The following is a 24537-nucleotide window of genomic DNA, read 5'->3' as shown; positions in this document are numbered from 1 at the left end:
GGAGTCACTTGAGGGCAGCGAGGATGTCGTCTGGTCGATAACCGCGAATCAGCGTGCCGTTGACGTCGAGTATCGGAATCCCGCCGCCGCCCAGGGCCTGGTAGGCCTTGCGCGCCTGCGCGTCCTTTTCGATATCGAATTCCTTGAACGGAATGTCCTTCTGGTCAAGAAAGCGCCGGGTCGCCTGGCAGTAGCCACACCATTCGGTGGCGTAGAGCACCACCCGGGCCTGGCTGCGGGTCTGCTCGGACACCACCGATTCGGGGTGGAACACCCGCTCGATCCTGCCCCAGTTCTGGTAGACCACGACCACCAGCAGGATCAGCAGGAACTTCTTCAGCACGCCAGCGAGCATCGATCAGTCCTTGCGGCGCTTGAGCTGATCGGTGAGCTGGGTCGGCAGGCCCTTGATGATCAGTGTGCCGGCTTCCTCGTCATACTCGATCTTCGAGCCCAGCAGGTGTGCCTCGAAGCTGATGGACAGCCCTTCGGCTCGACCGGTGAAGCGGCGGAACTGGTTCAGGGTGCGTTTGTCTGCCGGGATTTCCGGGGACAGGCCGTAGTCCTTGTTGCGAATGTGTTCGTAGAACGCCCGTGGGCGATCCTCGTCGATCAGCCCCGAGAGTTCCTCCAGGGCTACCGGCTCGCCGAGTTTCGCCTGGCTGCTGGCATAGTCGACCAGGGCCTTGGTTTTCTCGCGGGCGTCGTCTTCGGGCAGGTCCTCGCTCTCGACGAAGTCGCTGAAGGCCTTGAGCAGGGTACGGGTTTCGCCCGGGCCGTCGACGCCTTCCTGGCAGCCGATGAAGTCGCGGAAGTACTCCGAGACCTTCTTGCCGTTCTTGCCCTTGATGAAGGAAATGTACTGCTTGGACTGCTTGTTGTTCTGCCACTCGGAAATGTTGATCCGCGCGGCCAGGTGCAACTGGCCCAGGTCCAGGTGCCGGGACGGCAGGACGTCCAGTTCGGCGTTCACCGCCACGCCTTCGCTGTGGTGCAGCAGGGCGATGGCCAGGTAGTCGGTCATGCCTTGCTGGTAGTGGGCGAACAGCACGTGGCCGCCGGTGGAAAGGTTGGACTCCTCCATCAGCTTCTGCAGGTGTTCGACCGCCACCCGGCTGAAGGCGGTGAAGTCCTTGCCGCCATCGAGGTACTCCTTCAGCCAGCCGCTGAACGGGTAGGCGCCCGATTCGCCGTGGAAAAGACCCCAGGCCTTGCCTTGTTTGGCGTTGTAGCTTTCATTGAGATCGGCCAGCAGGTGCTCGATGGCCTGGGACTCGCTCAGTTCGGAGTCACGGGCATGGAGCACGGCGGGTGTGCCATCGGGTTTCTTGTCGATCAGGTGGACGATGCAATGACGGATCGGCATGGGCTTCTCGGCTGGTGGTCGGGGGGAGAGGCGCGGCTCCCCGGGTAAAGCCGTCAGTGTACCGTACCGTGGCGCTGAAGCAGCGTTTGGCGGAACAAACTTGACCAATCAGCGGTTTCTGGCAGTTTTTTTTCGAAAACGAGCGCAAAAGCTGACCAAATGGCTAGGTAGAGGCGGATATTTCCCCGTCTCTGTGCTAGCTTTGCCCCGTCTTGCGCCAAGGTATGCGCGCAAAGCGTGTTTTCAGCAGGTGTCAGGTCGAACCAAACCCCGTTTTTGTTATCTACATCCGCGATCCGTCGCGGTTTATCAGCGGGGTGTCAGGTCCAAAAGGCTTGGCTCGATGGCTGGCACTGCACTCTGCAATCCAAATGAATTTGATAGGGAAGGAACATCTCAATGGCTATTACCAAAGACCAACTGATCGCCGATATCGCCGAAGCTACCGCTCTGCAGAAGACTGAAGTGCGCAAGGTTCTCGAGCAACTGACCGATATCGTTGCTGATCAGCTGGAAAACGGCGGCGAAATCACTCTGCCAGGCGTTGGCAAACTGAAAGTGACCGAGCGTCCTGCCCGTACTGGCCGTAACCCTTCGACTGGCGCTGCCATCGAAATCGCTGCCAAGAAAGTGATCAAGCTGGTTGTAGCCAAGGCCCTGACCGACGCTGTCAACAAGTAAGATGCCGTGAAACCGTGCCCGGAGCGCTCCGGGCACGGTTTTTTTTCGCCTGCGAAATGGCGTTGTTCGATTTATCCCCGGCTTGACCCGCCGGCAGGCGCCCAGCGTTCCTGGCGCCAGGCCTGTTGCCGGGCCTTGTCCTGGAAGGTCCAGGCGACGAAGCGGCTCTGCTTCTGGCCCTGGGACATCTCCACGACCCGGCTTTCCAGGACACCGGCCTTCTTCAGGGCCGCCTCGATGGCAGGCAGGTTCGAGGCCTTCGATACCAGCGTACTGAACCACAGCACCTGGTTCGCCAGCGGCGAGCTTTCGCTGATCAGTTGCGTCACGAAGCGCGCCTCGCCACCTTCGCACCACAACTCCGCCGCCTGGCCGCCAAAGTTCAGCACCGGCAGCTTGCGCTTGGGGTCGGCCTTGCCGAGGGCCTTCCATTTACGTCGACTGCCGCTCCGGGCCTCATCGAGGGAGGCGTGAAACGGCGGATTGCACAGGGTCAGGTCAAAATGCTCGTCACTGCCCAGCAGGCCGCTGAGGATGTGTTTCGGGTTGTCCTGCTGGCGCAGGCTGATGGCCCTGTTCAGGCCGTTGGACTGGACGATCGCCTTGGCGGCGGCGAGGGCCGTGGGGTTGATGTCGGAGCCGAGGAACTGCCAGCGATAGTCGCCATGGCCGATCAGCGGGTAGATGCAGTTGGCCCCGACGCCGATATCCAGCACCCGCACGGCAGCACCACGGGGAATCACGCCGTCGTTGTGTTCGGCCAGCAGGTCGGCGAGGAAGTGCACGTAGTCGGCCCGGCCCGGTACTGGCGGGCAGAGGAAGTCCGCCGGGATGTCCCAGTGGGCGATGCCGTAGAAGGCCTTGAGCAGGGCCCGGTTGAACACGCGCACGGCCGCCGGGTCGGCGAAGTCGATGCTTTCCTTGCCGTAGGGGTTGATGATCACGAACTGGCCCAGCTCCGGGCAGCCCTTGATCAGTTGCGGGAAGTCATAACGCCCCTGGTGACGGTTGCGCGGATGCAGTGCGGCTTTTTCGCGTGGCTGTGCCGCCTTGGCCGGGGCGGCCTTGGCGGGTTTTTTACGGGGGGGCTTGGGTTTGCTTGGGGCGTTCATGGGCAGGGTCGGTTCAGGTAAGGCTCGATTGACCGGCATTGTCCCACATTCGCCCGCTCAGGGCTGGAATGCGCCGATGAAGATCGCCGGGTCGACCCGGGCGTCGTTCAGGCTGATGTTCCAGTGCATGTGCGGCCCGGTGGCGCGTCCGGTGGCGCCGACCTTGCCGACTACGGCACCGCGGGCCAGGGTCTGGCCGACCTGCACGTCGATCTTCGACATGTGGCAGAACATGCTGATGAAACCCTGGCCGTGATCGACGAACACGGTGTTGCCGTTGAAGAAGTAGTTGCCGGTGAGGATCACCTTGCCGGCGGCCGGTGTCTTGATCGGCGTACCGGCCGGCACCGCGAAGTCCAGCCCGGCGTGGGGGTTACGTTCCTCGCCGTTGAAGAACCGGCGTACGCCGAAGCGGCTCGACAATGGGCCGTTCACCGGTTTGTCCAGCAGCAGGTTGCTCGGCGTGCCCGGACTGAAGCTGCGATAGGCGCGCAGTTGCACCGCCAGTTCCTCATCGATGCGCTTGAGGTCGGCCGGGTTGGGATTGACCTGGCGGGTGTTCTTCAGCGTGATGTGCTGTTCCGGGTATTGCTTGCTGCCGACGCTGAAACCGAGATTACGGCTGCCCGAACTGATCTGCTGGTTGCCGGGCTTGACGCTCAGCGGGATGCCGACGATCGCCAGCCAGTTGTTCTGCTCTTTGACCACCAACACCGGTTTGCCCTGGTAACTGGCCTTGGGCGCCTGGGCCGCCGTGCCGAGGTCGACCACGGCGACGCCGCCGGGCACCGGTTTGTTCAGCAGGCGGGTGATGTAGCTGTCGGCGTGGGCATTGCAGGCCAGGCCCAGGAGCAGCAGGGCGGCAAGAAAACGCGGCATGTTCAGATCCCTTGAAAGTCAGTCCAGTAGCGAGAGGGTCACGGGTGTCAGGTGGTTGTCCTCGACCCGCACCTGCAATTCGCCCTCGGCCAGTTTCGCCTTCAGCCGTTGGCCGGGGCGGGTCTGCCCGGCATTGCGGATGGCCTGGCCGCGTTCGTCCAGCAGGATGCTGTAGCCGCGTCCGAGGGTCGCCAGCGGGCTGACCACATGCAGGGTTTGCATCTGGCTCTGCAACTGCAGGCGCCGCGCCTTCAGGCCCTCGCGCATGGCTCGGGGCAGGCGTTCGGCAAGGCTGTCCAGGCGTTGGCGCAGCAGCGCCAACTGACGGCCCGGATGCTGGCCGGCGAGGCGGGTTTCCAGGCGCAGGAGCTTTTGTCGGCGATTATCGAGCTGGCGTTCAAAGGCCCGGCGCAAGCGCATGTCCAGGTCATCCAGGCGCTGGGCCTGCTGACGCAGGCGTTCGCCCGGATGCCGCAGGCGCCGGGCCAGGCCGTCCAGGCGCAGGCGCTCACGCGCCAGTCGGTCCTGCATGCGCATCACCAGGCGACGATGCAGGTTCTCGACCCGGCGTTGCAGGTCGCTGGAATCGGGGGCCAGCAGTTCGGCCGCGGCCGAGGGCGTCGGGGCACGCACGTCGGCGACGAAGTCGCTGATGGACACATCGGTTTCGTGGCCGATGGCGCTGACGATCGGCGTCACGCAGGCATCCACGGCGCGGGCGACCGCTTCTTCATTGAAGCACCAGAGGTCTTCCAGCGAGCCGCCGCCGCGGGCCAGGATCAGCGCGTCGAAACCCTTGGCGTCGGCGATTTTCAGGGCGCGAACGATCTGCGCGGTGGCCTCGCGGCCCTGGACCGCAGTGGGGATCAGGGTCAGTTCCACCTGCGGTGCGCGCCGACGGAAGACGCTGATGATGTCGCGGATCACTGCGCCGGTCGGCGAACTGACGATACCGATCCGTTGGGGGTGGGCCGGCAACGGGACCTTGCGCTGCGCGCTGAACAGGCCTTCGGCACCGAGCTTTTCCTTCAAGGCTTCGAACGCCAGGCGCAGCGCGCCATCACCGGCCGGTTCAACGGTGTCGAGAATCAACTGGTAATCGCCGCGGCCCTCGAAAAGCGAGACCTTGCCGCGCACCTTGACCGCCAGGCCATCCTTCAGGGCCTGGCGTACGCGGGCGGCGTTCTGCCTGAACAGCGCGCAGCGCACCTGGGCGCCGCTGTCCTTGAGGGTGAAATACACGTGGCCGGAGGCCGGGCGGGCGAGGTTGGAGATTTCGCCTTCGACCCAGACATTGCTGAACACGTCTTCCAGCAACACCCGCGCGCGGCCGTTGAGCTGACTGACAGTAAGGACTTCGCGGTCGAGGCCCAGACGGGAAAAGGGGTCTTTGATCATGGCGGGCATGATAAAGGCATTTGCTGGCCGATCACCATGCTCTGTGAATGGAGGCCACTATTCTTGTGGGTTTATCAGGATGGCTTTTGTGCGGCCACTCAACAGGAACTTCCGTGTCTGGAAGGGCGCAATCGCCAGCCAGCCTGGCCCCACAAGGGGCAATCAGTGTTGCAGGTGCTGCCGGAAGCACTCGACGAACTGTGCCACCAGCGGTGTCGGTTCCTGGCGGCAGGCCAGGGCCAGGGTGCTCTGGCAGTCCGGGTCACTGAGTGGCAGGAAGTGGATGTTGGCCGGGGCGATGTCCCGCATCGACTCCGGCAGCAGGGCGATGCCGAACCCGGCCTGGATCAGTTGCAACTGAGTGGTCTTGCGCGATACCACTCGGGCCGCCTTGGGAAAGAACCCCTGGCGCATGCACAGCTCGGCCGACAGGTAACTCAAGCCACCCCGCTGGGGATGGGGGATGGAGATGAAGGCTTCGTCCCTGAGCAGTGCCAGGTCAATGCCTTCGGTCGACCCCGCCAGCGCATGGTCCGGTGGCGCGGCCAGCAACAGGCGCTCGCTGAACAGCGGCAGGATCTGTACGCCTTCGCGCTGGCGCAGCACCGGCAGGCGCAACAGGCCGACATCCAGCCGACCCTCGGCCAACTCTTCAAGTTGCGCCTCGGAAGACAACTTGGCGATATCCATCGAAGCGCCCGGGCTCTGCTCCAGGTAATGACCGATTGCCCGCAGCAGGCGTCCGCTCATCGGCACGGTGCTGGAATGGCTCAGGCGCAACGTGCCCAGTTGGCCATTGCCGACCTGGGTCGCCAGCTCGCTGGCCTTGTTCAATTCGTTCAGCAGGTTTCTCGCCCTTGGATAGAAGGCCTCGCCAGCCGCTGTCAGCCGCGGCTGGCGTGCGGTGCGCTCGAAAAGGGGCGTTTGCAGGTGATGTTCCAGTTCCTTGATCTGCCGGCTCAAGGCGGACTGGGCAATGAACAGGCGCTCGGCGGCCGCACTGAAACTGCCGGAGTCGGCGATTTCGACGAAGTAACGCAACTGGCGGGTGGAAATCACAAGTCATGCCTTTTCGAGATGAGTGAAGGGCTTTGAACATATTAGTCGCAAGGCTCGCCAATGGCTAAAGTCAAGCGAACCCATTGTGGAAGTCGTTTCTCATGAGTGTCGTCGCGTTGTTGAGCCAGTGGCCGTTCAGTGCCACCGACTGGCTGGTGGTGGAACTGGGTGTCGCCCTGGCCTATATCGTCTTTGGCGTGGCCGGTTTCGGTACGGCGCTGGTGGCCGGTCCGATCCTGCTCCTGTTCATGCCGTTGTCGAAGATCGTGCCGTTGCTGGTGTTGCTGGATTTCGTCGCGGCGTTCGGCAACCTGCTGCCGTCGCGCAAGGATGTCGCCCGCTCGGAACTGTTGCGCCTGTTGCCCTGCATGGCGGTGGGTTGCACCCTGGGCGTGGTGTTCCTGCTCAACCTCAAGTCCGACATCCTGCTGTTGCTGATGGGCCTGTTCATCAGCGCCTATGCCCTCTACAGCCTGCTGATCAAGGTTCGGCCCACACAGTTGAAGGCTGGCTGGGCAGTGCCCATGGGGACGGTGGGCGGGATGTTCGGCGCGTTGTTCGGCAGTGGCGGCTTTCTCTATGCGATCTACCTCAACAGCCGGCTGCCCAAGGATGCGGCCCGGGCCACGCAGAGCGCGCTGATCAGTTGCAGCACGGTGGTGCGTCTGTCGCTGTTCGTGATCGCCGGGGTCTACGCCGAACTACCTTTATTACTGTTGGCGCTGTGCCTGCTGCCGGCAATGGCGTTGGGGCTGTGGATCGGCCGGCGGGTGACGGCGAGATTGTCCCGTGAAGCCTTCGTGCGTCTGGTGACCTTGCTGGTGCTGGCCAGTGGCATTGCGCTGATCAGCCGCTACTTCAGTGCTTGACCTAGGGGGGCAGGGGATTAAGCTGCTGCGCCGGGTTGCCGAAAAGCTGTTCTCTCCCGACGCACCCGCCCGTAGCCATGAAGTCCCTGAGCATGAACACCCAAAGCATCATCGTCCCGAAAATCTCCACCCTGCCGGTTCACGAGCCTCGTGCCCGGGCGATCCTGCGTTGGCTGGTACGCAAGAACATCGTCGAGGAGCAACTGAGCACCTGCGGCCGCACCGGCAATCGCATGGCCTACGCCATCGCCCCCGGTGCGGCCAATGTGGTCCTGCGTCCCGAGGCGCTGCCGTTCGGCGAGCCGATCAACGGCCTGGAGATCGTCACCAAGCGCTGCATCTATACTCCGTCCAGGGGCTTTCTCGAAGAGGCCGGCTGTGCCGAATGCCGCCGGGAAGTCGGCGAGGCGCTGTTCGACAGCCTGGAAGACTGGATGCCGGGGCGCACCGAGAACTTCATCTGCCCATTGTGCGGGCATGAGGACGACATCAACGGTTTCCTGTTCCTTCAGCCCTGCGCCTTCTCCAACCTGGGATTCATCTTCAATAACTGGCTGGAAGCCGGTTTCAGGCAGGCGTTTCTCGACGAGTTCGCCGACTGGCTGGATCAGCCCGTCGCCTGGGTGCAGGTCGAGCTGTAAATAGGCCAAGGTTTACATTGAGCCGGGGCCCTGGTGTGAGTATAATGGCGCGCTTCCATTTTCCCGCCCGGGAGCCCCCGCGATGCTGCGTATCAGCCAAGAAGCCCTGACTTTCGACGACATTCTCCTTGTGCCCGGTTATTCCGAGGTGCTTCCCAACGAAGTCAGTCTCAAAACCCGTCTCACCCGTGGCATCGAGCTGAATATTCCGCTGGTTTCCGCTGCCATGGACACCGTCACCGAAGCTCGTCTGGCCATTGCCATGGCCCAGGAAGGCGGTATCGGTATCATCCACAAGAACATGACCATCGAGCAGCAGGCTGCCGAAGTGCGCAAGGTCAAGAAGTTCGAGGCCGGTGTCGTCAAGGACCCGATCACCATCGAGGCCGACGCCTCGGTCCGTGACCTGCTCGAACTGACCCGCATGCACAACATCTCCGGCGTGCCAGTACTGCACGATGGCGACCTGGTGGGCATCGTCACTTCCCGTGACGTGCGTTTCGAAACCCGTCTGGATGTCCCTGTTCGCGAAGTGATGACGCCGAAAGAGCGTCTGGTCACCGTTCGCGAAGGTGCCGACAAGGCCGAAGTCCGTGCGCTGCTGCACAAGCACCGCCTGGAAAAGGTCCTGATCGTCGACGACAAGTTCGCCCTCAAGGGCATGATGACCGTCAAGGACATCGAGAAATCCAAGGCCTACCCGCTGGCCAGCAAGGACGACCAGGGTCGTCTGCGCGTCGGCGCCGCGGTCGGCACCGGCAAGGACACTGGCGACCGCGTGACCGCGCTGGTCAATGCCGGCGTTGACGTGGTGGTGGTCGACACCGCCCACGGTCACTCCAAGGGTGTGATCGACCGCGTTCGCTGGGTCAAGGAAAACTTCCCGCAGGTGCAGGTAATCGGCGGCAACATCGCCACCGGCGCTGCGGCCAAGGCCCTGGCCGAGGCGGGCGCGGATGCGGTCAAGGTCGGTATCGGCCCGGGCTCGATCTGCACCACCCGTATCGTCGCCGGTGTCGGCGTCCCGCAGATCAGCGCCATCGCCAACGTCGCCGCTGCCCTTGAAGGCACCGGTGTTCCGCTGATCGCCGACGGTGGCATCCGTTTCTCCGGCGACCTGTCCAAGGCCATCGTGGCCGGCGCCTCCTGCGTGATGATGGGTTCGATGTTCGCCGGTACCGAAGAAGCGCCAGGCGAGATCGAACTGTTCCAGGGCCGTTCCTACAAGGCCTACCGCGGCATGGGTTCGCTGGGTGCGATGGCGCAGTCCCAGGGTTCCTCCGACCGCTACTTCCAGGACTCCTCCGCAGGTGCCGAGAAGCTGGTGCCGGAAGGTATCGAAGGTCGCGTACCCTACAAGGGCACCCTGACCGCCATCGTTCACCAACTGATGGGCGGCCTGCGTTCCTCGATGGGCTACACCGGCAGCGCCAACATCGAGGAGATGCGCACCAAGCCCGAGTTCGTGCGTATCACCGGTGCCGGCATGGCCGAATCTCACGTCCACGACGTGCAGATCACCAAGGAAGCTCCAAACTATCGCGTAGGCTGATAGTGATCGCCTCCTGGCGCTGGTCGGGAGGCGATTGACGAATTTGAACCGGGGCTGTTGATGACAGCCCCGTGTTGTTTCTGATTTCACAGACGAGAATGAGCCATGGCCCTCGACATTCACGCCCACCGCATCCTGATCCTCGACTTCGGTTCCCAGTACACCCAACTGATCGCCCGCCGCGTGCGTGAGATCGGGGTGTACTGCGAGCTGCATCCGTTCGACATGGACGACGAGGCGATTCGCGAATTCGCTCCCAAAGGCGTCATCCTCGCCGGCGGCCCCGAGTCGGTACACGAAGCCAACAGCCCACGCTGCCCGCAGGCGGTGTTCGAACTGGGCGTACCGGTCTTCGGTATCTGCTACGGCATGCAGACCATGGCCGAACAGATGGGCGGCAAGGTCGAAGGTTCCGAGCTGCGTGAATTCGGTTACGCCCGCGTCGACGTGGTCGGCAAGAGCCGTCTGCTGGACGGTATCGAGGACCACATCGACGCCGACGGCCTGTACGGCCTCGACGTGTGGATGAGCCATGGTGACAAGGTCACCCGGATGCCGGAGAACTTCCACATCCTGGCCAGCACCCCGAGCTGCCCGATCGCCGGCATGTTCAACGACGACCTGCGCTACTACGGCGTGCAGTTCCACCCAGAGGTGACCCACACCAAGCAGGGCGGCCGCATCCTGTCGCGTTTTGTCCTCGACATCTGTGGTTGCGAAGCGCTGTGGACCCCGTCGCACATCGCCGACGACGCCATTGCCCAGATCCGCGCCCAGGTTGGCAGCGACAACGTCCTGCTGGGCCTGTCCGGCGGTGTCGACTCCTCGGTGGTCGCGGCGCTGCTGCACAAGGCTATCGGCGACCAGTTGACCTGCGTATTTGTCGACAACGGCCTGCTGCGCCTGCACGAAGGTGACCAGGTGATGGCCATGTTCGCCGAGAACATGGGCGTCAAGGTGATCCGCGCCAACGCCGAGGAGCAGTTCCTCAACAACCTGGCCGGCGAAGCCGACCCGGAGAAGAAGCGCAAGATTATCGGTCGCACCTTCATCGACGTGTTCGATGCCGAATCCTGCAAGCTTAACAACATCAAGTTCCTGGCCCAGGGCACCATCTACCCGGACGTGATCGAATCGGCTGGCGCGAAGAGCGGCAAGGCCCACGTGATCAAGTCCCACCACAACGTCGGTGGCCTGCCGGAAGAGATGAACCTCAAGCTGGTCGAGCCGTTGCGCGAGCTGTTCAAGGACGAGGTTCGTCGCCTCGGCCTGGAACTCGGTCTGCCGTATGACATGGTCTACCGTCACCCATTCCCGGGCCCGGGCCTGGGCGTGCGGATCCTTGGCGAAGTGAAGAAGGAATACGCCGACCTGCTGCGTCGCGCCGACCACATCTTCATCGAGGAACTGCGCAAGGCCGATTGGTACCACAAGGTCAGCCAGGCTTTCGTGGTGTTCCAGCCGGTGAAATCGGTAGGTGTGGTCGGTGACGGCCGTCGCTACGCCTGGGTCGTGGCCCTGCGTGCGGTGGAAACCATCGACTTCATGACTGCGCGCTGGGCGCACCTGCCTTACGAACTGCTGGAGACGGTCAGCGGCCGGATCATCAACGAGATCGAAGGCATTTCCCGCGTGACCTACGATGTGTCGAGCAAGCCGCCGGCAACTATCGAGTGGGAGTGATCCCTGCCTGATGTAGGCTCAAGGCGTTAAAACAATGGCGGTCGATACCTCGGTATCGACCGCCATTGTCGTTTCTGGCTATAGGAAAATTCGCTGCTCTTAACCGTCGCAATATCCTGAAAACACACTGGTCTTCTTGCGTTTTCTATCTCTGTACACTCAAGAAACTCTCGCGCGGAGCCCCGACCATGGTGATCAAGAGCGGACTGCGTTTCATGCAGAAAGCTGGACCGGCCAATCGCGGTTGACAAAATGTCAACTTTTTATCATTCTATATCCGTGGGCATGAAACGACATGCACGTCATATCCAGAAAGCCGTTCAGCGATGCGGCAAGAGCCTACCCAAACGATGTTGAAGCTATCGACCGCACCTATCGGGTCTTGCGATCCGGCGACTTCGATACACCGCAGGCGCTTAGGAAGGTTTTTCCATCACTGGACAACTTCAAATACAAGGATAAGTGGTGGGTACTCGACATTGGTGGCAACAATCTTCGTCTGATTGCCTTCATCGAGTTTCGCGACAACCGCCTGTACGTCAAGCACATCGTGACTCATGCCGAGTACGACAAGCTTTGCAAACGTTACCGGAAGGAGGCTGATTGATATGGGGTTTGCCGCCATCAAGGAAAAAGCCCATGCCTTGTTCAGCGAGGCGGGCTTCATTAGCCGCATAGCCAATGATGACGACTACGCCAAGGCGCTGGCGTTGATGGATGATCTGCTTGAGGACTATGAGGTCAACCGTCCGCTGATCGAAATCCTGGCTCGCTCCATTGAGAGTTGGGAAAACGAGTCTGAGGAGTTTGTGGCGTTCAACGCACGGGTGGCAAAGTTGGGAGGCGTTGACGTGCTTCGGTTGCTGATGGAGCAACATGGTCTAGGAGTGGCTGATCTGCCAGAGATTGGTAGCAAGTCACTGGTGTGCAAGATTCTTAATGGCCGTGGCCGCAACTTGACCCGCGACCACATTGCGGCATTGAGTAAGCGGTTTGCGGTCAGTCCTGCACTTTTCTTTTGATCGCGCCACTTTTCCACCCATACCGGCAGCTTCAGGTGCGTTAAGTGTTGCTCATCTCCCTGTTGACCTTGCCGAGAGACTTCGATTGGCATCTGACTTGATCACGTCATTGAAGTGGTGCCGGACCTGGTCGGGCTCACCAAGGCCACCGGCAAACTCGGTGCGGTGAGCCCCGAGTTGCTGGCACTGGTGCTGTGAATCATCGGCTGGCAGCGCCTCAGCGCCGCGCCACATCCGAAAAGTAGAACTTGTCCAGCGTATGCCGCGACTCGGTGTACTCGAACTGCCGGCCGTCCTGCAGGAAGGTCTGGTTCTTCACCACGATCACGTGGCTGGCGCCGTCCAGGTCCAGGTGCTGCAGGTCGTCCTTGCTGCAGCGCATCGCCTCGATGGTGCGCTGGGCGAAGCTGATGTTCAGTTGCAGGGTTTGCTCGATGTAGGCGTAGATCGAGTGTTCGGCGATCTCCCGGGTGAGGCCGGGAATCAGCTCGGCGAGGAAGTGGTTGATGTCGAGAATGATCCGCTTGCCGTCGATGCGCCTGACCCGCTTGATCCGGATCACCGGGCTGCCCGGTTCGCCCTGCAGGCGTTCCTGCAGGAAACCCTCCAGCGGTACTTCGCTGAACTCCACGACTTCCGTACCGATGTTGTTGCCCAGGCTCGAATGGGCTTCCTGGAAGGTGACGATGCCGCCGAGCTGGAACTCGATCGGGCTGCGTGACAGCACGAAGGTGCCCTTGCCGTGGATCTTCTGGGCAAAACCCCGTTCCTGCAACTGCTCGATGGCCTTGCGCACGGTGCCGCGGCTGGCCTGGTAGCTGTCCATCAGCTCGGTTTCCGAAGGGAGCCGGGCGCCTTTTTCCAATTGTTCGGTGGTGATGCTGGCAAGCAGATCGCTGTAGATCTGGTTGTATTTGCTCATGGTGTTCGCTCTGGATCGGAAATCGCCCGGTAACAGCGTAGCGGACGGGATGTCCCAAGGAATGGAACCTTAAGGGCAGGTCGAGGCTTTGTCCATTTGTCGGGCTTTTTGCCAATAAACGCTCAACTCGTCTGTACGAGTTGTTGCTTTAACTCGTACAGACGAGTAACGTCTACTCATGTGCTGCGACAACCTCCAATAACAATCAGCGCGGAAGAAAAATCATGAGCCACGACTATCCGAATATAGCCCGCCAGTTGCTGAGCGGCCTCGGCGGTGCCGACAACCTCGAGCAGGCCGCTCACTGCGTCACCCGCCTGCGGCTGGCGCTCAAGGACCCGAACAAGGTCGACCGGGCCGCGTTGTCCGCGATCGATCTGGTCAAGGGCTCGTTCTTCACCGGCGGGCTGTTCCAGATCGTCATCGGTCCCGGCGAGGTGGAGCGGGTTTACGCCGCGCTGCGCGAGGCCACCGGCCTCGCCGCATCGACCATCGCCGACGTCAAGAAGGCCGGCGCCGACAAGAGCAACGCCATGCAACGCCTGGTGCGGGTGTTCTCCGATGTGTTCATGCCGATCCTGCCGGCGCTGATCATTGCCGGCCTGCTGATGGGGGTGAACAACCTCATGGGCGCCAAGGGCATGTTCGTCGATGGCAAGACGCTCCTCGAAGCCTATCCGTCGCTGGAGGGGCTGTGGAGCCTGATCAATCTCATGGCCAACACCTCGTTCGTGTTCCTGCCGGCGCTGGTCGGCTGGTCGGCGGCCAAGCGTTTCGGCGGTAGCGAAATCCTCGGTATCGTCCTTGGCCTGATGCTGGTCCATCCCGACCTGCTCAACGCCTGGAACTACGGCAAGGCGGTGGCCGGCCTCGACGGTCAGAGCCTGCCGTACTTCGATATCTTCGGCTGGTTCCGGATCGAGAAGGTCGGCTACCAGGGGCAGATCCTGCCGATCCTGCTGGCCGCCTACGTCATGAGTGTGATCGAGAAATGGCTGCGCGCGCGGGTACCGAATGCCGTCCAGTTGCTCGTGGTGCCGATCACCACCATCGTCGTCACCGGTGTTCTGGCCCTGGCGATCATCGGCCCGGTGACCCGTCACCTGGGCATCCTGATCACCGAGGGGATGGTCTGGCTGTTCGACGTGGCACCGGCGGTCGGCGGTGCGGTGTTCGGTCTGCTGTATGCGCCGCTGGTGATCACCGGCATGCACCACATGTTCCTCGCAGTGGACCTGCAACTGATCTCCGGCCATGGCGGTACCTTCATCTGGCCGATGATCGTGATGTCCAACCTGGCCCAGGGCAGTGCAGCGCTCGCGGTGTTCTACATGAGCCGCAACGCCCGGGATCGCAGCATGGCCTCGACTTCGGCGATTTCCGCCTACTTCGGCATCACGGAACCTGCGATGTTCGGCGTCAACCTGCGCTACAAGTTCCCGTTCTACGCCGCCCTGATCGGCTCGGCCCTGGCCAGCGTGTTCCTGTCGCTGAACAAGGTGCTGGCCTCGGCCATCGGTGTGGGCGGCCTGCCGGGTTTCATCTCGATCGTCCCGCAGTCGATTCCGGTGTTCATCATCGGCATGGCCGTCGCGATGCTCGTGCCCTTTGCCCTGACCTGTGCGCTGAGCCTGAAGATCGTGCGCCCCGGCTATCGCGTCGCCTGATATCGACTCCACCGACTACAAGGGAATCTCCATGCAAGACTGGCAACGCTCGGTGATCTACCAGATCTATCCGAAGAGCTTCCATAGCCATGCAGGCCTGCCCACCGGCGACCTGCTGGGGGTGGTCGACAAGCTCGACTACCTGAAGTGGCTGGGGGTCGACTACCTGTGGATCACGCCGTTCCTGCGCTCGCCGCAACGCGATAACGGCTATGACATCAGTGACTACTACGCCATCGACCCGAGCTACGGGACCATGGCCGATTGCGAGTTGCTGATTGCCGAGGCCGGCCGACGCGGGATTCGGCTGATGCTCGATATCGTGGTCAATCACACGTCCATCGAACATGCCTGGTTCCAGCAGGCCCGCAGCAGCCTGGACAACCCCTACCGCGACTTCTACATCTGGCGTGACCAGCCGAACAACTGGCAGTCGAAATTTGGCGGCAACGCCTGGGAGTACGAGGCGCAGACCGGCCAGTACTACCTGCACCTGTTCGATCACACCCAGGCCGACCTGAACTGGGACAACCCCCGGGTACGTGAGGAAGTGTTCCGCATGATGCGCTTCTGGCGCGACAAGGGTGTCGGTGGTTTCCGCCTGGACGTGATCAACCTGATCTCCAAGCCGAAGGACTTTCCCGAGGATGCCTCCGATGGCCGGCGTTTCTATACCGACGGTCCGAACGTTCACCAGTACCTGCAGGAAATGCACCGTGAGGTGTTTGCCGGCCATGATCTGATCAACGTCGGCGAAATGTCCTCCACCAGCCTGGAGCACTGCATCCGCTATTCGCGGCCGGAGTCGCAGGAGCTGTCGATGACCTTCAACTTCCATCACCTGAAGGTCGATTACCCGAACATGGAAAAGTGGGTGTGTGCCGATTTCGACTTCCTCGAACTCAAGCGCATCCTCTCCGACTGGCAGCTTGGCATGCAGGCCGGCGGTGGCTGGAACGCGTTGTTCTGGTGCAACCACGACCAGCCGCGGGTGGTCTCGCGCTTTGGCGACGACGGCGAGTATCGCGTGCACTCGGCCAAGATGCTCGCCACGGCGCTGCACTTTCTCCAGGGCACGCCCTACATCTACCAGGGCGAGGAGCTGGGCATGACCAACCCGGGGTTCGAGCACATCGACGACTACCGCGATGTCGAGACCCTCAACATCTATCGCATCCAGCGCGATGCCGGCCAGTCGCCGGAACAGAGCATGGCGGCGATCATGCAGAAGTCCCGCGACAACGGGCGCACGCCGATGCAATGGACTGCCGGTCCGAATGCCGGTTTCACCTCGGCGCAACCCTGGATCGGCGTGCCGCCGAATGCTGCCTGGATCAACGTCGAACAGCAGTTCGAGGACCCGGATTCGGTGCTGCATCACTACCGCCGGCTGGTGGCACTGCGGCGCAGCGAAGCACTGATGGTCGAAGGCAGCTATCGGCAACTGTTGCCCGAGCATCCGCAGGTCTGGGCCTATGTGCGTGAAGGCCGTGGTGAACGCCTGCTGGTGATCAACAACTTCTATGCCGACAGCTGCGAGATAGCCTTGCCCCATGGGATTTTCCAGCCGGGGCAGCAGCAGCGGCTGCTGATCAGCAACTACCCGGACTGTCCGATCCGAGAGCGGGAACTTTTCCTGCGTCCTTATGAGTCCTTTGTACTTAGTCTTTCAGAAAAATAGGAAAAGTCGTTCATCAAACGCAGCTCGTAGTAGGTCGTGTGCTGGAGGGCCACGTCTGAAAATCGAATCTCGACAATAAAAACAATGAGAACAGCGGAGTGGTTAATGAAGACAATAAGTAGAGGTCTGCTGGTGTCCTGTGTCTGCCTCGGCCTGCCGTTTCCGGCCGAAGCACTGGAGTTCGCCGGCTACCTGCGCAGTGGCATCGGTGGCTCGACCAACGGCGGCAAGCAGAGCTGCTTCCAGTTGCCGGGGGCACCGTCCAAGTATCGCCTGGGCAACGAGTGTGAACAGTATGCCGAACTGGAACTGCGCCAGGACCTGGCGACCCTCGACGACGGTTCGGTGCTGAGCGTCGATGCCATGGCCTCGTTGTACAACCGTTATGGCCGCAACCTCAGCTTCGACGGCGAGAACGGCGCGGCGCGGATGCCGCAGATGTATGCCCAGTGGTCGAAAATGCCATCGCTCAACGGTGGTTCGCTGTGGGCCGGGCGACGCTACTACAAACGTAACGACATCCATATCTCCGACTTCTACTACTGGAACCAGAGCGCTACCGGCGGCGGTATCGAGGACGTGCTGATCGGCGACCTCAAGTACAGCTACGCCTTCTCGCGCAAGGACAACCTGTACCAGAAGGACTACATCAACCGGCATGATTTCAACGTCGCCGGCTTCAAGGTCAACCCCGACGGCGAGCTGGAGTTCGGTGTCAGCTATATCGATGCACCGCGGCGCAACGATACCCACCAGGGCTGGGCGATCACCGCGCAGCATGTTCAGAAGAACTTCCTCGGCGGCAAGAACAAGTTCGCCCTGCAATACGGTGAAGGGCCGGGCACCGGCCTTGGCTACACCGGTGACCCGCGCCTGGATACCAGCAGCAGGAGCTACCGGGCGGTGGAGTTCTTCGACTGGCAAGTGACCCCGCGCTTCGGCGGCCAGTTCGAAGCGGTCTACCAGAAGGATATTCGCCCCGACGGCCAGGACCAGAACTGGATCTCCCTGGGCGTGCGTCCGGCCTATGCGCTCACCGAACAGTTCAAGCTGGTGACCGAACTGGGTCATGACCAGATCGAGGCCCCGGGCGGTACCCGCAAGCTCAGCAAGTTCACCTTCGCGCCGACCTGGTCGCCGAAAGGGCCGGACTTCTGGGCGCGTCCCGAAGTTCGTCTGTACTACACCTACGCCAGTTGGAACGCGGCGGCACAACGGGCGGCCAACGAGTTGGCCGCCGGCTCCGCGCTGTCCGACAGCGGCGCGTTCGGCAATGCGCTGCATGGTTCCAACTTCGGCGTACAGGTCGAGTACTGGTGGAAGTAGCTTCATGCCGGGGGGCAGGGGCCCGTCGGCGCGTCACGGAACAACAATCAGAAGGTGATCTCATGAGCGCAATTCCTTCCCTGGAACTGCTGGCTCCGCTGTCCGGGGTGCTGATGCCGCTGGACCAGGTGCCCGACCCGGTATTCTCCGGTCGCCTGATCGGCGACGGTGTGTGTATCGATCCGACTTCCGGCGTGCTCTGCGCCCCCCTGGCCGGAGTGGTCAGCAACATCCAGGACAGCGGACATGCCATCAGCATCACCGATGAGCGTGGCGTGCAGGTGCTGATGCATATCGGCCTGGATACCGTGAACCTGGCGGGCAAGGGCTTCACCGCATGGGTCGTCGAGGGTGAGCGGGTGGAGGCGGGCCAGCCACTGATCGAGTTCGACGCCGATTACCTGGCACTGCATGCCCGCAGCCTGCTGACGCTGGTGCTGGTGGTCAGTGGCGAGCCCTTCAGCGTGCTGGCGGACACGCTGGTCGACAGCGGCCAGCCGCTGCTGCGCCTGGGCTTGCAGGCCCCGTCGAATGGCGTGCCGCTGCCTGAGCATGAAGAGCAGGAGGGCGAGGCGCTGTTCTCCAGGCCGCTGACCCTGCCCAATGCCAACGGCCTGCATGCCCGTCCGGCAGCCGTCCTGGCCCAGGCGGCGAAAGGCTTTGCCGCCAGCATCCAGTTGCACAAGCGCCAGAGCAGCGCCAATGCCAAGTCGCTGGTGGCGATCATGGGCTTGCAGACGGTCCAGGGCGATGTACTGCAACTGAGCGCCATCGGTGAGGACGCCCAGGCGGCCCTCGACAGCCTGATCGCGTTGATTGCCGATGGCTGCGGTGAAACGGGGGCCGCCCAGGCTCCGCAGGAAACCTTCGAGGCCCCGGAGCAATCCACCATGACTCTGCTGCGCGGCGTTTGCGCCTCGCCGGGTGCGGCCCTGGGACAGGTGGTGCAACTGGCCGAGCAGGTGCTGAATGTCCAGGAGGTCGGCACTGGCGAGGAACAGGAGCGTGCGCGCCTGGACGCCGCCCTGCTCCAGGCGACCCGGGAGTTGCAGGCCTTGCAGGACAGCGCCGCCGGTAGCGCCCAGGTGGAGATCTTCCGCGCCCATCAGGAGCTGCTGGAAGACCCGGATCTGCTGCAGCAGGCGCAGGCGCTGCTGGCTCGGGGCAAGAGTGCGGCCTTTGCCTGGCGGGCGGCCACCGAGGACACCGCCGCCCTGTTCCGGCGTCTTGGCAGCGAATTGCTCGCCGAGCGTGCCCTGGACCTGACGGATGTCGGCCAGCGCGTGCTCCGGCTGATCCTGGGCGTTGAAGAGCGTGCAGCGACACTGCCGGACGAGGCGATCCTGATTGCCGACCAGCTCACGCCATCGCAGACGGCCAGCCTGGATACCCGGCGGGTCATGGGTTTCGCCACGGTCGGTGGCGGTGCCACCAGCCATGTCGCGATCCTCGCCCGGGCCCTTGGCCTGCCGGCGTTGTGTGGCCTGCCGGTGCAGGTGCTGGAGGTCGCCAACGGCACTCCGGTGCTGCTCGATGCCGACCTCGGACAGTTGCATCTCGAGCCCGCGGATGCGGATGTCCGGCAATTGCTGGTCAAGCGCGAGCAGCAGCGCGAACGCCGCGAGCGGGACAGCGAGCTCTCCCACCATGCCGCGTTGACCCGCGACGGTCAGCCTATCGAGGTGACGGCCAACGTCGCCTCGCTGGAGGAGGTGAAGCAGTCCCTGGCCCTGGGCGGAGAAGGGGTCGGTCTGTTGCGTTCGGAGTTCCTCTACCTGGAGCGCAGCAGCGCGCCGAGCGTCGAGGAGCAGGGCGCGACCTACCTGGCGATTGCCCGGGCCCTGGGCCCTGAACGCAACCTGGTGGTTCGCACGCTCGATGTGGGTGGGGACAAGCCGCTGGCCTATGTACCGATGGACAGTGAGGCCAATCCGTTCCTGGGTATACGCGGCATCCGCCTGTGTCTGCAGCGTCCGGAACTGCTGCGTCAGCAACTGCGGGCGATCCTCGCCTGTGCTGGGCAGACGCGGCTGCATATCATGCTGCCGATGGTCGCCCGCCTGTCCGAGCTGCGGGAGGCCCGGCAATGGCTGGTCGAGGAGGCGCGGACGCTGGGGATTGCCGAGCTGCCCAAGCTGGGGATCATGATCGAGGTGCCTTCGGCGGCGCTGATGGCCGACCAGTTCGCGCCAGAGGTGGACTTCTTCTCCATCGGCACCAACGACCTGACCCAGTACACCCTGGCGATGGACCGCGACCATCCGCAACTGGCGAGCCAGGCCGACAGCCTGCACCCGGCGGTGCTGCGCCTGATCGCCAGTACCGTCAAGGCCGCCCATGCCCATGGCAAGTGGGTCGGTGTGTGTGGCGCGCTGGCTTCCGAGGCGCTGGCGGTACCGGTGTTGCTGGGGTTGGGGGTGGATGAACTGTCGGTCAGCGTGCCGTTGATCCCGTCGATCAAGGCGGCGGTGCGGGAAGTCAGCCTGGCTGAATGCCAGGTTCTGGCGCAGCGGATTCTTGGGCAGGAAAGCGCCGAGCAGGTGCGCGGGATCCTGCGTGATCATCAACAGGCGACGGCGGCTGCGCCGGTACTGGAGCACTGAACATGTTCGAGAAATTCAGGCAAGCGTTCTGGAAGGCGCTGACACCGGATCTGGTGCCGGAAACCACGGCCTCAGCGAGCGGTGGCGGACCATTACCGCCGACGGATGAGCTTGCCGAGTCGCTACTGGCGGCGCTGGGCGGGCCGGACAATCTCAAATCCCGACAGCGGGTGGCGCTGACGCGTTTGCGGGTCGAGCTGCACGATGCCGGCCGGCTCGACCCGTCGGCGTTGCGTAGTGCCGGGGTCCAGGGGCTGATGAGCTTGCCCGGTGGTGTGTTTCATCTGTTGGTGGGGCTGGACTGACAGCTCATTGCCACCCCGGCCTTACTGTTTCCCAACTGCGGGTGTATCGTATTCGCCTTTTGCGAGCCGTGGGCTTGCGGCTGATTCGGTGAGGTGGTTGGGGTCATGTCTTTTTCCCGTCGACAAGTACTCGGTGGCCTGGTCGGCCTGGCGGTCGTAGGTGTGGGAGCCGGTGGTGCGTCGCGCTACTGGCTGGGGAAGATGGCGGACGCCGAGGCCGGGCATGACTACGAACTGATCGCCGCGCCGCTGGACGTCGAGCTGGTGGCGGGACACAAGACTCCGGCCTGGGCCTTCGGCCCCTCGGCGCCGGGCACCGAACTGCGGGTGCGCCAGGGCGAATGGCTGCGGGTGCGTTTCATCAACCACCTGCCGGTGGCGACCACCATCCACTGGCACGGCATCCGCCTGCCGCTGGAGATGGATGGCGTTCCCTACGTTTCGCAACTGCCGGTGCTGCCCGGCGAGTACTTCGACTACAAGTTCCGCGTGCCGGATGCCGGCAGCTACTGGTATCACCCCCACGTCAGCAGCAGCGAGGAGTTGGGGCGCGGGCTGGTCGGGCCGCTGATCGTCGAGGAGCGCGAGCCCACCGGGTTCCGCTACGAACGCACCCTCAGCCTGAAGAGCTGGCATGTCGATGAAGAGGGCGCCTTCCTGCCGTTCAGCATTCCCCGTGAGGCCGCCCGGGGTGGCACGGCGGGGCGGCTGTCGACGATCAATGGCGTGTCGCAGGCGGTGGTCGAGCTGCCGGCCGGGCAGATCACCCGGGTGCGCCTGCTCAATCTCGACAACACCCTGACCTACCGCATCAACATCCCCGATGCCGAGGCGCAGATCTATGCCCTGGACGGCAACCCCGTCGAGCCACGGCCGCTGGGCAAGGAATACTGGCTTGGCCCGGGCATGCGTATCTGCCTGGCGATCAAGGCGCCAGCGGCCGGTGAGGAGCTGGCCCTGCGCAACGGCCCGATCCGGCTCGGCACCTTCCGTTCGGTGGCCAACAGCGATGCACCGAGCCAATGGCCACCGGCGCTGCCTGCCAACCCGATTGCCGAGCCGGACCTGGCCAATGCCGAGAAGCTCAACTTCAATTTCGAGTGGGTTGGCTCGGTCTCGGTGAACGTCGATAATGGCAAGCCGCCCAGCCTCTGGCAGATCAACGGCAAGGCCTGGGACATCACCGACAAGACCTGCGCCGACCGGCCCATCGCCAGGCTGGAGAAGGGCAAGAGCTACATTTTCGAATTGAAGAACATGACCCAGTACCAGCACCCGATCCACTTGCACGGCATGAGCTTCAAGGTGCTTGCCTCGAACCGCAAGACCATCGTTCCGTACTTCACCGACACCTACCTGCTGGGCAAGAACGAGCGCGCACGGGTGGCGCTGGTGGCGGATAACCCGGGGGTGTGGATGTTCCACTGCCATGTGATCGACCACATGGAAACCGGCCTGATGGCCGCCATCGAGGTGGCGTGATGCGGCAGATTCGCCCGGCGGCGATCATCGATCGCAGCCGCGACCAGGATTTCATGCGTGAAGCGTTGGCGCTGGCGGCCGAGGGCGCGGCCCTGGGCGAGGTGCCGGTGGGGGCGGTGCTGGTCCAGAACGGCGAGATCATCGGGCGGGGCTTCAACTGCCCGATCAGCGGCAGCGATCCGAGTGCCCATGCCGAGATGGTCGCCATCCGCGCGGCGGCCCAGGCGGTGAGCAACTACCGGCTGCCGGGCAGCACCCTCTACGTGACCCTGGAACCGTGCAGCATGTGCGCCGGGCTGATCGTCCATTCGCGGATCGCGCGGGTGGTCTACGGTGCCCTGGAGCCCAAGGCCGGTGTGGTGCAGAGCCAGGGGCAGTTCTTCACCCAGGGCTTTCTCAACCACCGGGTGCTGTTCGAAGGTGGGGTGCTCGCCGAGGAGTGCGGCACGATCCTCAGCGAGTTCTTCAAGGCCCGCCGCAGCAAGGCCTGATGGCGGTTACTTGCGCGCGACGATCACCGCGCGCATCGGCGCCGGCAAGCCTTCGATGGTTTTGCTGTGGTCGCTCGGGTCGAGGAAGTCGCTCAGGGACTGGTACTTCATCCATTCGGTTGCGCGCTGTTCCTCGACGCTGGTGGTGCTGACATCCACGCAGCGCACGTCGCTGAAGCCGGCCCGCCGCAACCAGCGTTCCAGCGCTGGCACCGAGGGCAGGAACCAGACGTTGCGCATCTGGGCGTAGCGGTCCTCGGGCACCAGTACCTGGTTCACGTCACCTTCGACCACCAGCGTCTCCAGCACCAGTTCACCACCCTTGACCAGGCAGTCCTTCAGCGCCAGCAGATGCTCGATGGGCGAACGCCGGTGGTAGAACACGCCCATGGAAAATACCGTGTCGAAGCCTTCCAGGTTCGCCGGCAGGTCCTCGAACGGGAACGGCAGGTGCCAGGCCGCATCCTGCGCCAGGTAACGTTGCACGGCCTGGAACTGGCAGAAGAACAGCCAGTTCGGGTCGACGCCGATCACCGTGTCGGCGCCGGCACCGAGCATGCGCCACATGTAGTAGCCGTTGCCGCAACCGACATCGAGGATGCGTTTGCCCTTGAGGTCCAGGTGCGGGGCGACTCGCGACCATTTCCAGTCCGAACGCCATTCGGTATCGACATGCACGCCGAACAGCTCGAATGGTCCCTTGCGCCACGGACTCAGGCCCATCAGTGCGCTGCGCACCTGGGCGCGGGTCGCGTCGTCGCAGTCGCTGTCCAGGGTCAGGCCGCCGAGCAGGTCGATCGTCGTCGGTTCCAGTGCTGGCAAGGCGTCGAGCGCCCCCTGCCAGCGCTCAAGGTCGCCATGACCTTTCTCCAGCCGGGTATCGAGCTGGGCCTGCAGGCTGTTGGCCCATTCGGCCAGGGGAGTACGCGCCAGGCGGCGGGCGAGGGGTGACAGATCGATCATGGCAGGGCAATCAACGAGGCAAAGTTAAGGCATTGGAACCAGGGCACGACTTTCGAGAAACCCGCCGCCAGCAGGCGTTCGCGGTGTTCCTCGAGGCTGTCGGGTTTCATCACGTTTTCGATGGCGCTGCGTTTCTGGGCGATTTCCAGTTCGCTGTAGCCATTGGCGCGCTTGAAGGCGATATGCAGGTCGGTGAGCAGCGCATGCTCCTCGGGGTCGTTGAAACGCAATTTCTCCGACAGGATCAGCGCTCCGCCGGGCAACAGGGCCTGGCGAATGCGTCCGAGCAGGGCCAGGCGCTGATCCGGGGCGATGAATTGCAGGGTGAAGTTCAGCGCCACCACCGAGGCCGGGCGGAAGTCCAGGGCGAGGATATCGCCTTCGATCACCTCCACCGGCAGCAACTCCTGGAACATCGAGTCCTGGGCGTTGAGGTATTCGCGGCAACGTTCGACCATCGCCGTGGAGTTGTCCACCGCGATCACCCGGCAGCCGTCGCTGCGCACGTGCCGGCGCAACGCCTGGGTTACCGCGCCGAGGGAACTGCCCAAGTCGTAGAGCACGCTGCCCGGCTGGGCGAACTGGGCGGCGAGCACACCGAGGTTCTCGACGATGGTCGGGTAACCGGGAACCGAGCGCTTGATCATGTCCGGGAACACCCGTACCACATCTTCGTTGAAGGCGAAGTCCGGCACCTGGGCCAGGGGCTGGGCGAAAAGGCGATCGGGTTCTTTGCTCACGGCGGTTCCGGCGACAATCGAAAAAGGGTCGGCATTTTAGCCAAGTTGGCGCCGGGATGCGCGGTTTGTCGGATAAAGCGCCTGAGGCGTTGGCG

General features: G+C 63.1%; 23 protein-coding genes. 14 read left to right on the top strand and 9 right to left on the bottom strand.

Annotated elements, in window-relative coordinates; all coding sequences use genetic code 11:
- Window positions 1-4: 4 nt before the first annotated feature.
- The gene (locus tag PF66_RS01175) at window positions 5-355 is read right to left on the bottom strand and encodes a glutaredoxin family protein (RefSeq protein ID WP_054057842.1); all 351 of its coding nucleotides are present in this window, start codon (window positions 353-355) and stop codon (window positions 5-7) included.
- Window positions 356-358: 3 nt separating this feature from the next.
- Entirely contained in the window at window positions 359-1366 is a 1008-nt protein-coding gene (gene yejK / locus PF66_RS01170; protein WP_054057843.1) for a nucleoid-associated protein YejK, read from the bottom strand.
- A gap of 399 nt (window positions 1367-1765) precedes the next feature.
- On the opposite strand from yejK, the gene PF66_RS01165 reads away from it, so the two are divergent.
- A complete protein-coding gene (locus PF66_RS01165; RefSeq protein WP_010445708.1) occupies window positions 1766-2047 on the top strand; it encodes an HU family DNA-binding protein in 282 nt (93 codons plus the stop codon).
- Window positions 2048-2118: 71 nt separating this feature from the next.
- Here the strand turns inward: PF66_RS01165 and rlmF are convergent, their stop codons facing one another.
- From rlmF to PF66_RS01145, 4 genes are all read right to left on the bottom strand, one after another.
- Entirely contained in the window at window positions 2119-3159 is a 1041-nt protein-coding gene (gene rlmF, locus PF66_RS01160) for a 23S rRNA (adenine(1618)-N(6))-methyltransferase RlmF (protein ID WP_054061699.1), read from the bottom strand.
- Window positions 3160-3216: 57 nt separating this feature from the next.
- Entirely contained in the window at window positions 3217-4038 is an 822-nt protein-coding gene (locus tag PF66_RS01155) for a M23 family metallopeptidase (protein WP_054061698.1), read from the bottom strand.
- An 18-nt stretch (window positions 4039-4056) separates the two neighbouring features.
- Window positions 4057-5436 carry an exodeoxyribonuclease VII large subunit gene (gene xseA / locus PF66_RS01150; protein ID WP_054061768.1) on the bottom strand — a complete coding sequence of 460 codons (1380 nt, stop codon included), beginning with the start codon at window positions 5434-5436 and terminating at the stop codon, window positions 4057-4059.
- A 162-nt stretch (window positions 5437-5598) separates the two neighbouring features.
- Complete coding sequence (locus PF66_RS01145) at window positions 5599-6495, bottom strand: LysR family transcriptional regulator (RefSeq protein WP_054061697.1); 897 nt, start codon at window positions 6493-6495, stop codon at window positions 5599-5601.
- Window positions 6496-6596: 101 nt separating this feature from the next.
- Between PF66_RS01145 and PF66_RS01140 the strand changes: the two genes are divergently transcribed.
- The 6 genes from PF66_RS01140 to PF66_RS01115 all read left to right on the top strand — a co-directional run bounded on the left by PF66_RS01140 (window position 6597) and on the right by PF66_RS01115 (window position 12262).
- Window positions 6597-7364 (top strand): sulfite exporter TauE/SafE family protein, encoded by a 768-nt coding sequence (locus PF66_RS01140; protein WP_054061696.1) that lies wholly within the window; start codon window positions 6597-6599, stop codon window positions 7362-7364.
- Window positions 7365-7456: 92 nt separating this feature from the next.
- Window positions 7457-8005, top strand: a complete 549-nt coding sequence (locus tag PF66_RS01135; RefSeq protein ID WP_054057406.1) for a hypothetical protein — start codon at window positions 7457-7459, stop codon at window positions 8003-8005.
- Between the two features lie 82 nt (window positions 8006-8087).
- Window positions 8088-9557, top strand: coding sequence for an IMP dehydrogenase (gene guaB, locus PF66_RS01130; RefSeq protein WP_054057407.1), 1470 nt, complete (start codon window positions 8088-8090; stop codon window positions 9555-9557).
- A gap of 105 nt (window positions 9558-9662) precedes the next feature.
- Complete coding sequence (gene guaA, locus PF66_RS01125) at window positions 9663-11240, top strand: glutamine-hydrolyzing GMP synthase (RefSeq protein ID WP_054057408.1); 1578 nt, start codon at window positions 9663-9665, stop codon at window positions 11238-11240.
- 295 nt (window positions 11241-11535) lie between these two features.
- Window positions 11536-11847 (top strand): type II toxin-antitoxin system HigB family toxin, encoded by a 312-nt coding sequence (locus PF66_RS01120; protein ID WP_054061695.1) that lies wholly within the window; start codon window positions 11536-11538, stop codon window positions 11845-11847.
- 1 nt (window position 11848) lies between these two features.
- Window positions 11849-12262 carry a helix-turn-helix domain-containing protein gene (locus PF66_RS01115; RefSeq protein ID WP_054061694.1) on the top strand — a complete coding sequence of 138 codons (414 nt, stop codon included), beginning with the start codon at window positions 11849-11851 and terminating at the stop codon, window positions 12260-12262.
- Window positions 12263-12479: 217 nt separating this feature from the next.
- Here PF66_RS01115 and treR read toward each other — a convergent pair whose 3' ends face one another.
- A complete protein-coding gene (treR, locus tag PF66_RS01110) occupies window positions 12480-13184 on the bottom strand; it encodes a trehalose operon repressor (RefSeq protein WP_054057410.1) in 705 nt (234 codons plus the stop codon).
- A gap of 224 nt (window positions 13185-13408) precedes the next feature.
- Here treR and treP point away from each other — a divergent pair, with 224 nt between their 5' ends.
- The 7 genes from treP (at window position 13409) to tadA (ending at window position 22739) form a co-directional block, all read left to right on the top strand.
- Window positions 13409-14851, top strand: a complete 1443-nt coding sequence (gene treP, locus PF66_RS01105; RefSeq protein ID WP_054061693.1) for a PTS system trehalose-specific EIIBC component — start codon at window positions 13409-13411, stop codon at window positions 14849-14851.
- Between the two features lie 31 nt (window positions 14852-14882).
- On the top strand, window positions 14883-16532 hold the full coding sequence (gene treC / locus PF66_RS01100; RefSeq protein ID WP_054061692.1) for an alpha,alpha-phosphotrehalase: 1650 nt from the start codon (window positions 14883-14885) through the stop codon (window positions 16530-16532).
- Window positions 16533-16637: 105 nt separating this feature from the next.
- On the top strand, window positions 16638-17858 hold the full coding sequence (locus tag PF66_RS01095; protein ID WP_054057413.1) for a maltoporin: 1221 nt from the start codon (window positions 16638-16640) through the stop codon (window positions 17856-17858).
- A gap of 62 nt (window positions 17859-17920) precedes the next feature.
- Window positions 17921-20461: a phosphoenolpyruvate--protein phosphotransferase gene (ptsP, locus tag PF66_RS01090; protein ID WP_054061691.1), complete on the top strand. Its 2541-nt coding sequence runs from the start codon at window positions 17921-17923 to the stop codon at window positions 20459-20461.
- A 2-nt stretch (window positions 20462-20463) separates the two neighbouring features.
- Window positions 20464-20766: a PTS transporter subunit EIIB gene (locus PF66_RS01085; protein ID WP_054061690.1), complete on the top strand. Its 303-nt coding sequence runs from the start codon at window positions 20464-20466 to the stop codon at window positions 20764-20766.
- Window positions 20767-20871: 105 nt separating this feature from the next.
- A complete protein-coding gene (locus tag PF66_RS01080; RefSeq protein WP_054057416.1) occupies window positions 20872-22248 on the top strand; it encodes a multicopper oxidase family protein in 1377 nt (458 codons plus the stop codon).
- Window positions 22248-22739, top strand: a complete 492-nt coding sequence (tadA, locus tag PF66_RS01075; RefSeq protein ID WP_054057417.1) for a tRNA adenosine(34) deaminase TadA — start codon at window positions 22248-22250, stop codon at window positions 22737-22739. Before PF66_RS01080 ends, tadA begins: the two co-directional genes overlap by 1 nt.
- A 6-nt stretch (window positions 22740-22745) precedes the next feature.
- Here the strand turns inward: tadA and cmoB are convergent, their stop codons facing one another.
- Together cmoB and cmoA are read right to left on the bottom strand one after the other, a co-directional pair.
- Window positions 22746-23702: a tRNA 5-methoxyuridine(34)/uridine 5-oxyacetic acid(34) synthase CmoB gene (gene cmoB, locus PF66_RS01070; RefSeq protein ID WP_054061689.1), complete on the bottom strand. Its 957-nt coding sequence runs from the start codon at window positions 23700-23702 to the stop codon at window positions 22746-22748.
- Window positions 23699-24442, bottom strand: coding sequence for a carboxy-S-adenosyl-L-methionine synthase CmoA (gene cmoA, locus PF66_RS01065; protein ID WP_054057419.1), 744 nt, complete (start codon window positions 24440-24442; stop codon window positions 23699-23701). Before cmoA ends, cmoB begins: the two co-directional genes overlap by 4 nt.
- Between the last annotated feature and the right edge of the window lie 95 nt (window positions 24443-24537).

This window comes from Pseudomonas asplenii (assembly GCF_001293465.1).
GTDB lineage: Bacteria > Pseudomonadota > Gammaproteobacteria > Pseudomonadales > Pseudomonadaceae > Aquipseudomonas > Aquipseudomonas fuscovaginae_B.
Note: the sequence above shows the minus strand (reverse complement) of the source record. Positions and strands in the feature narration are given on the sequence as shown.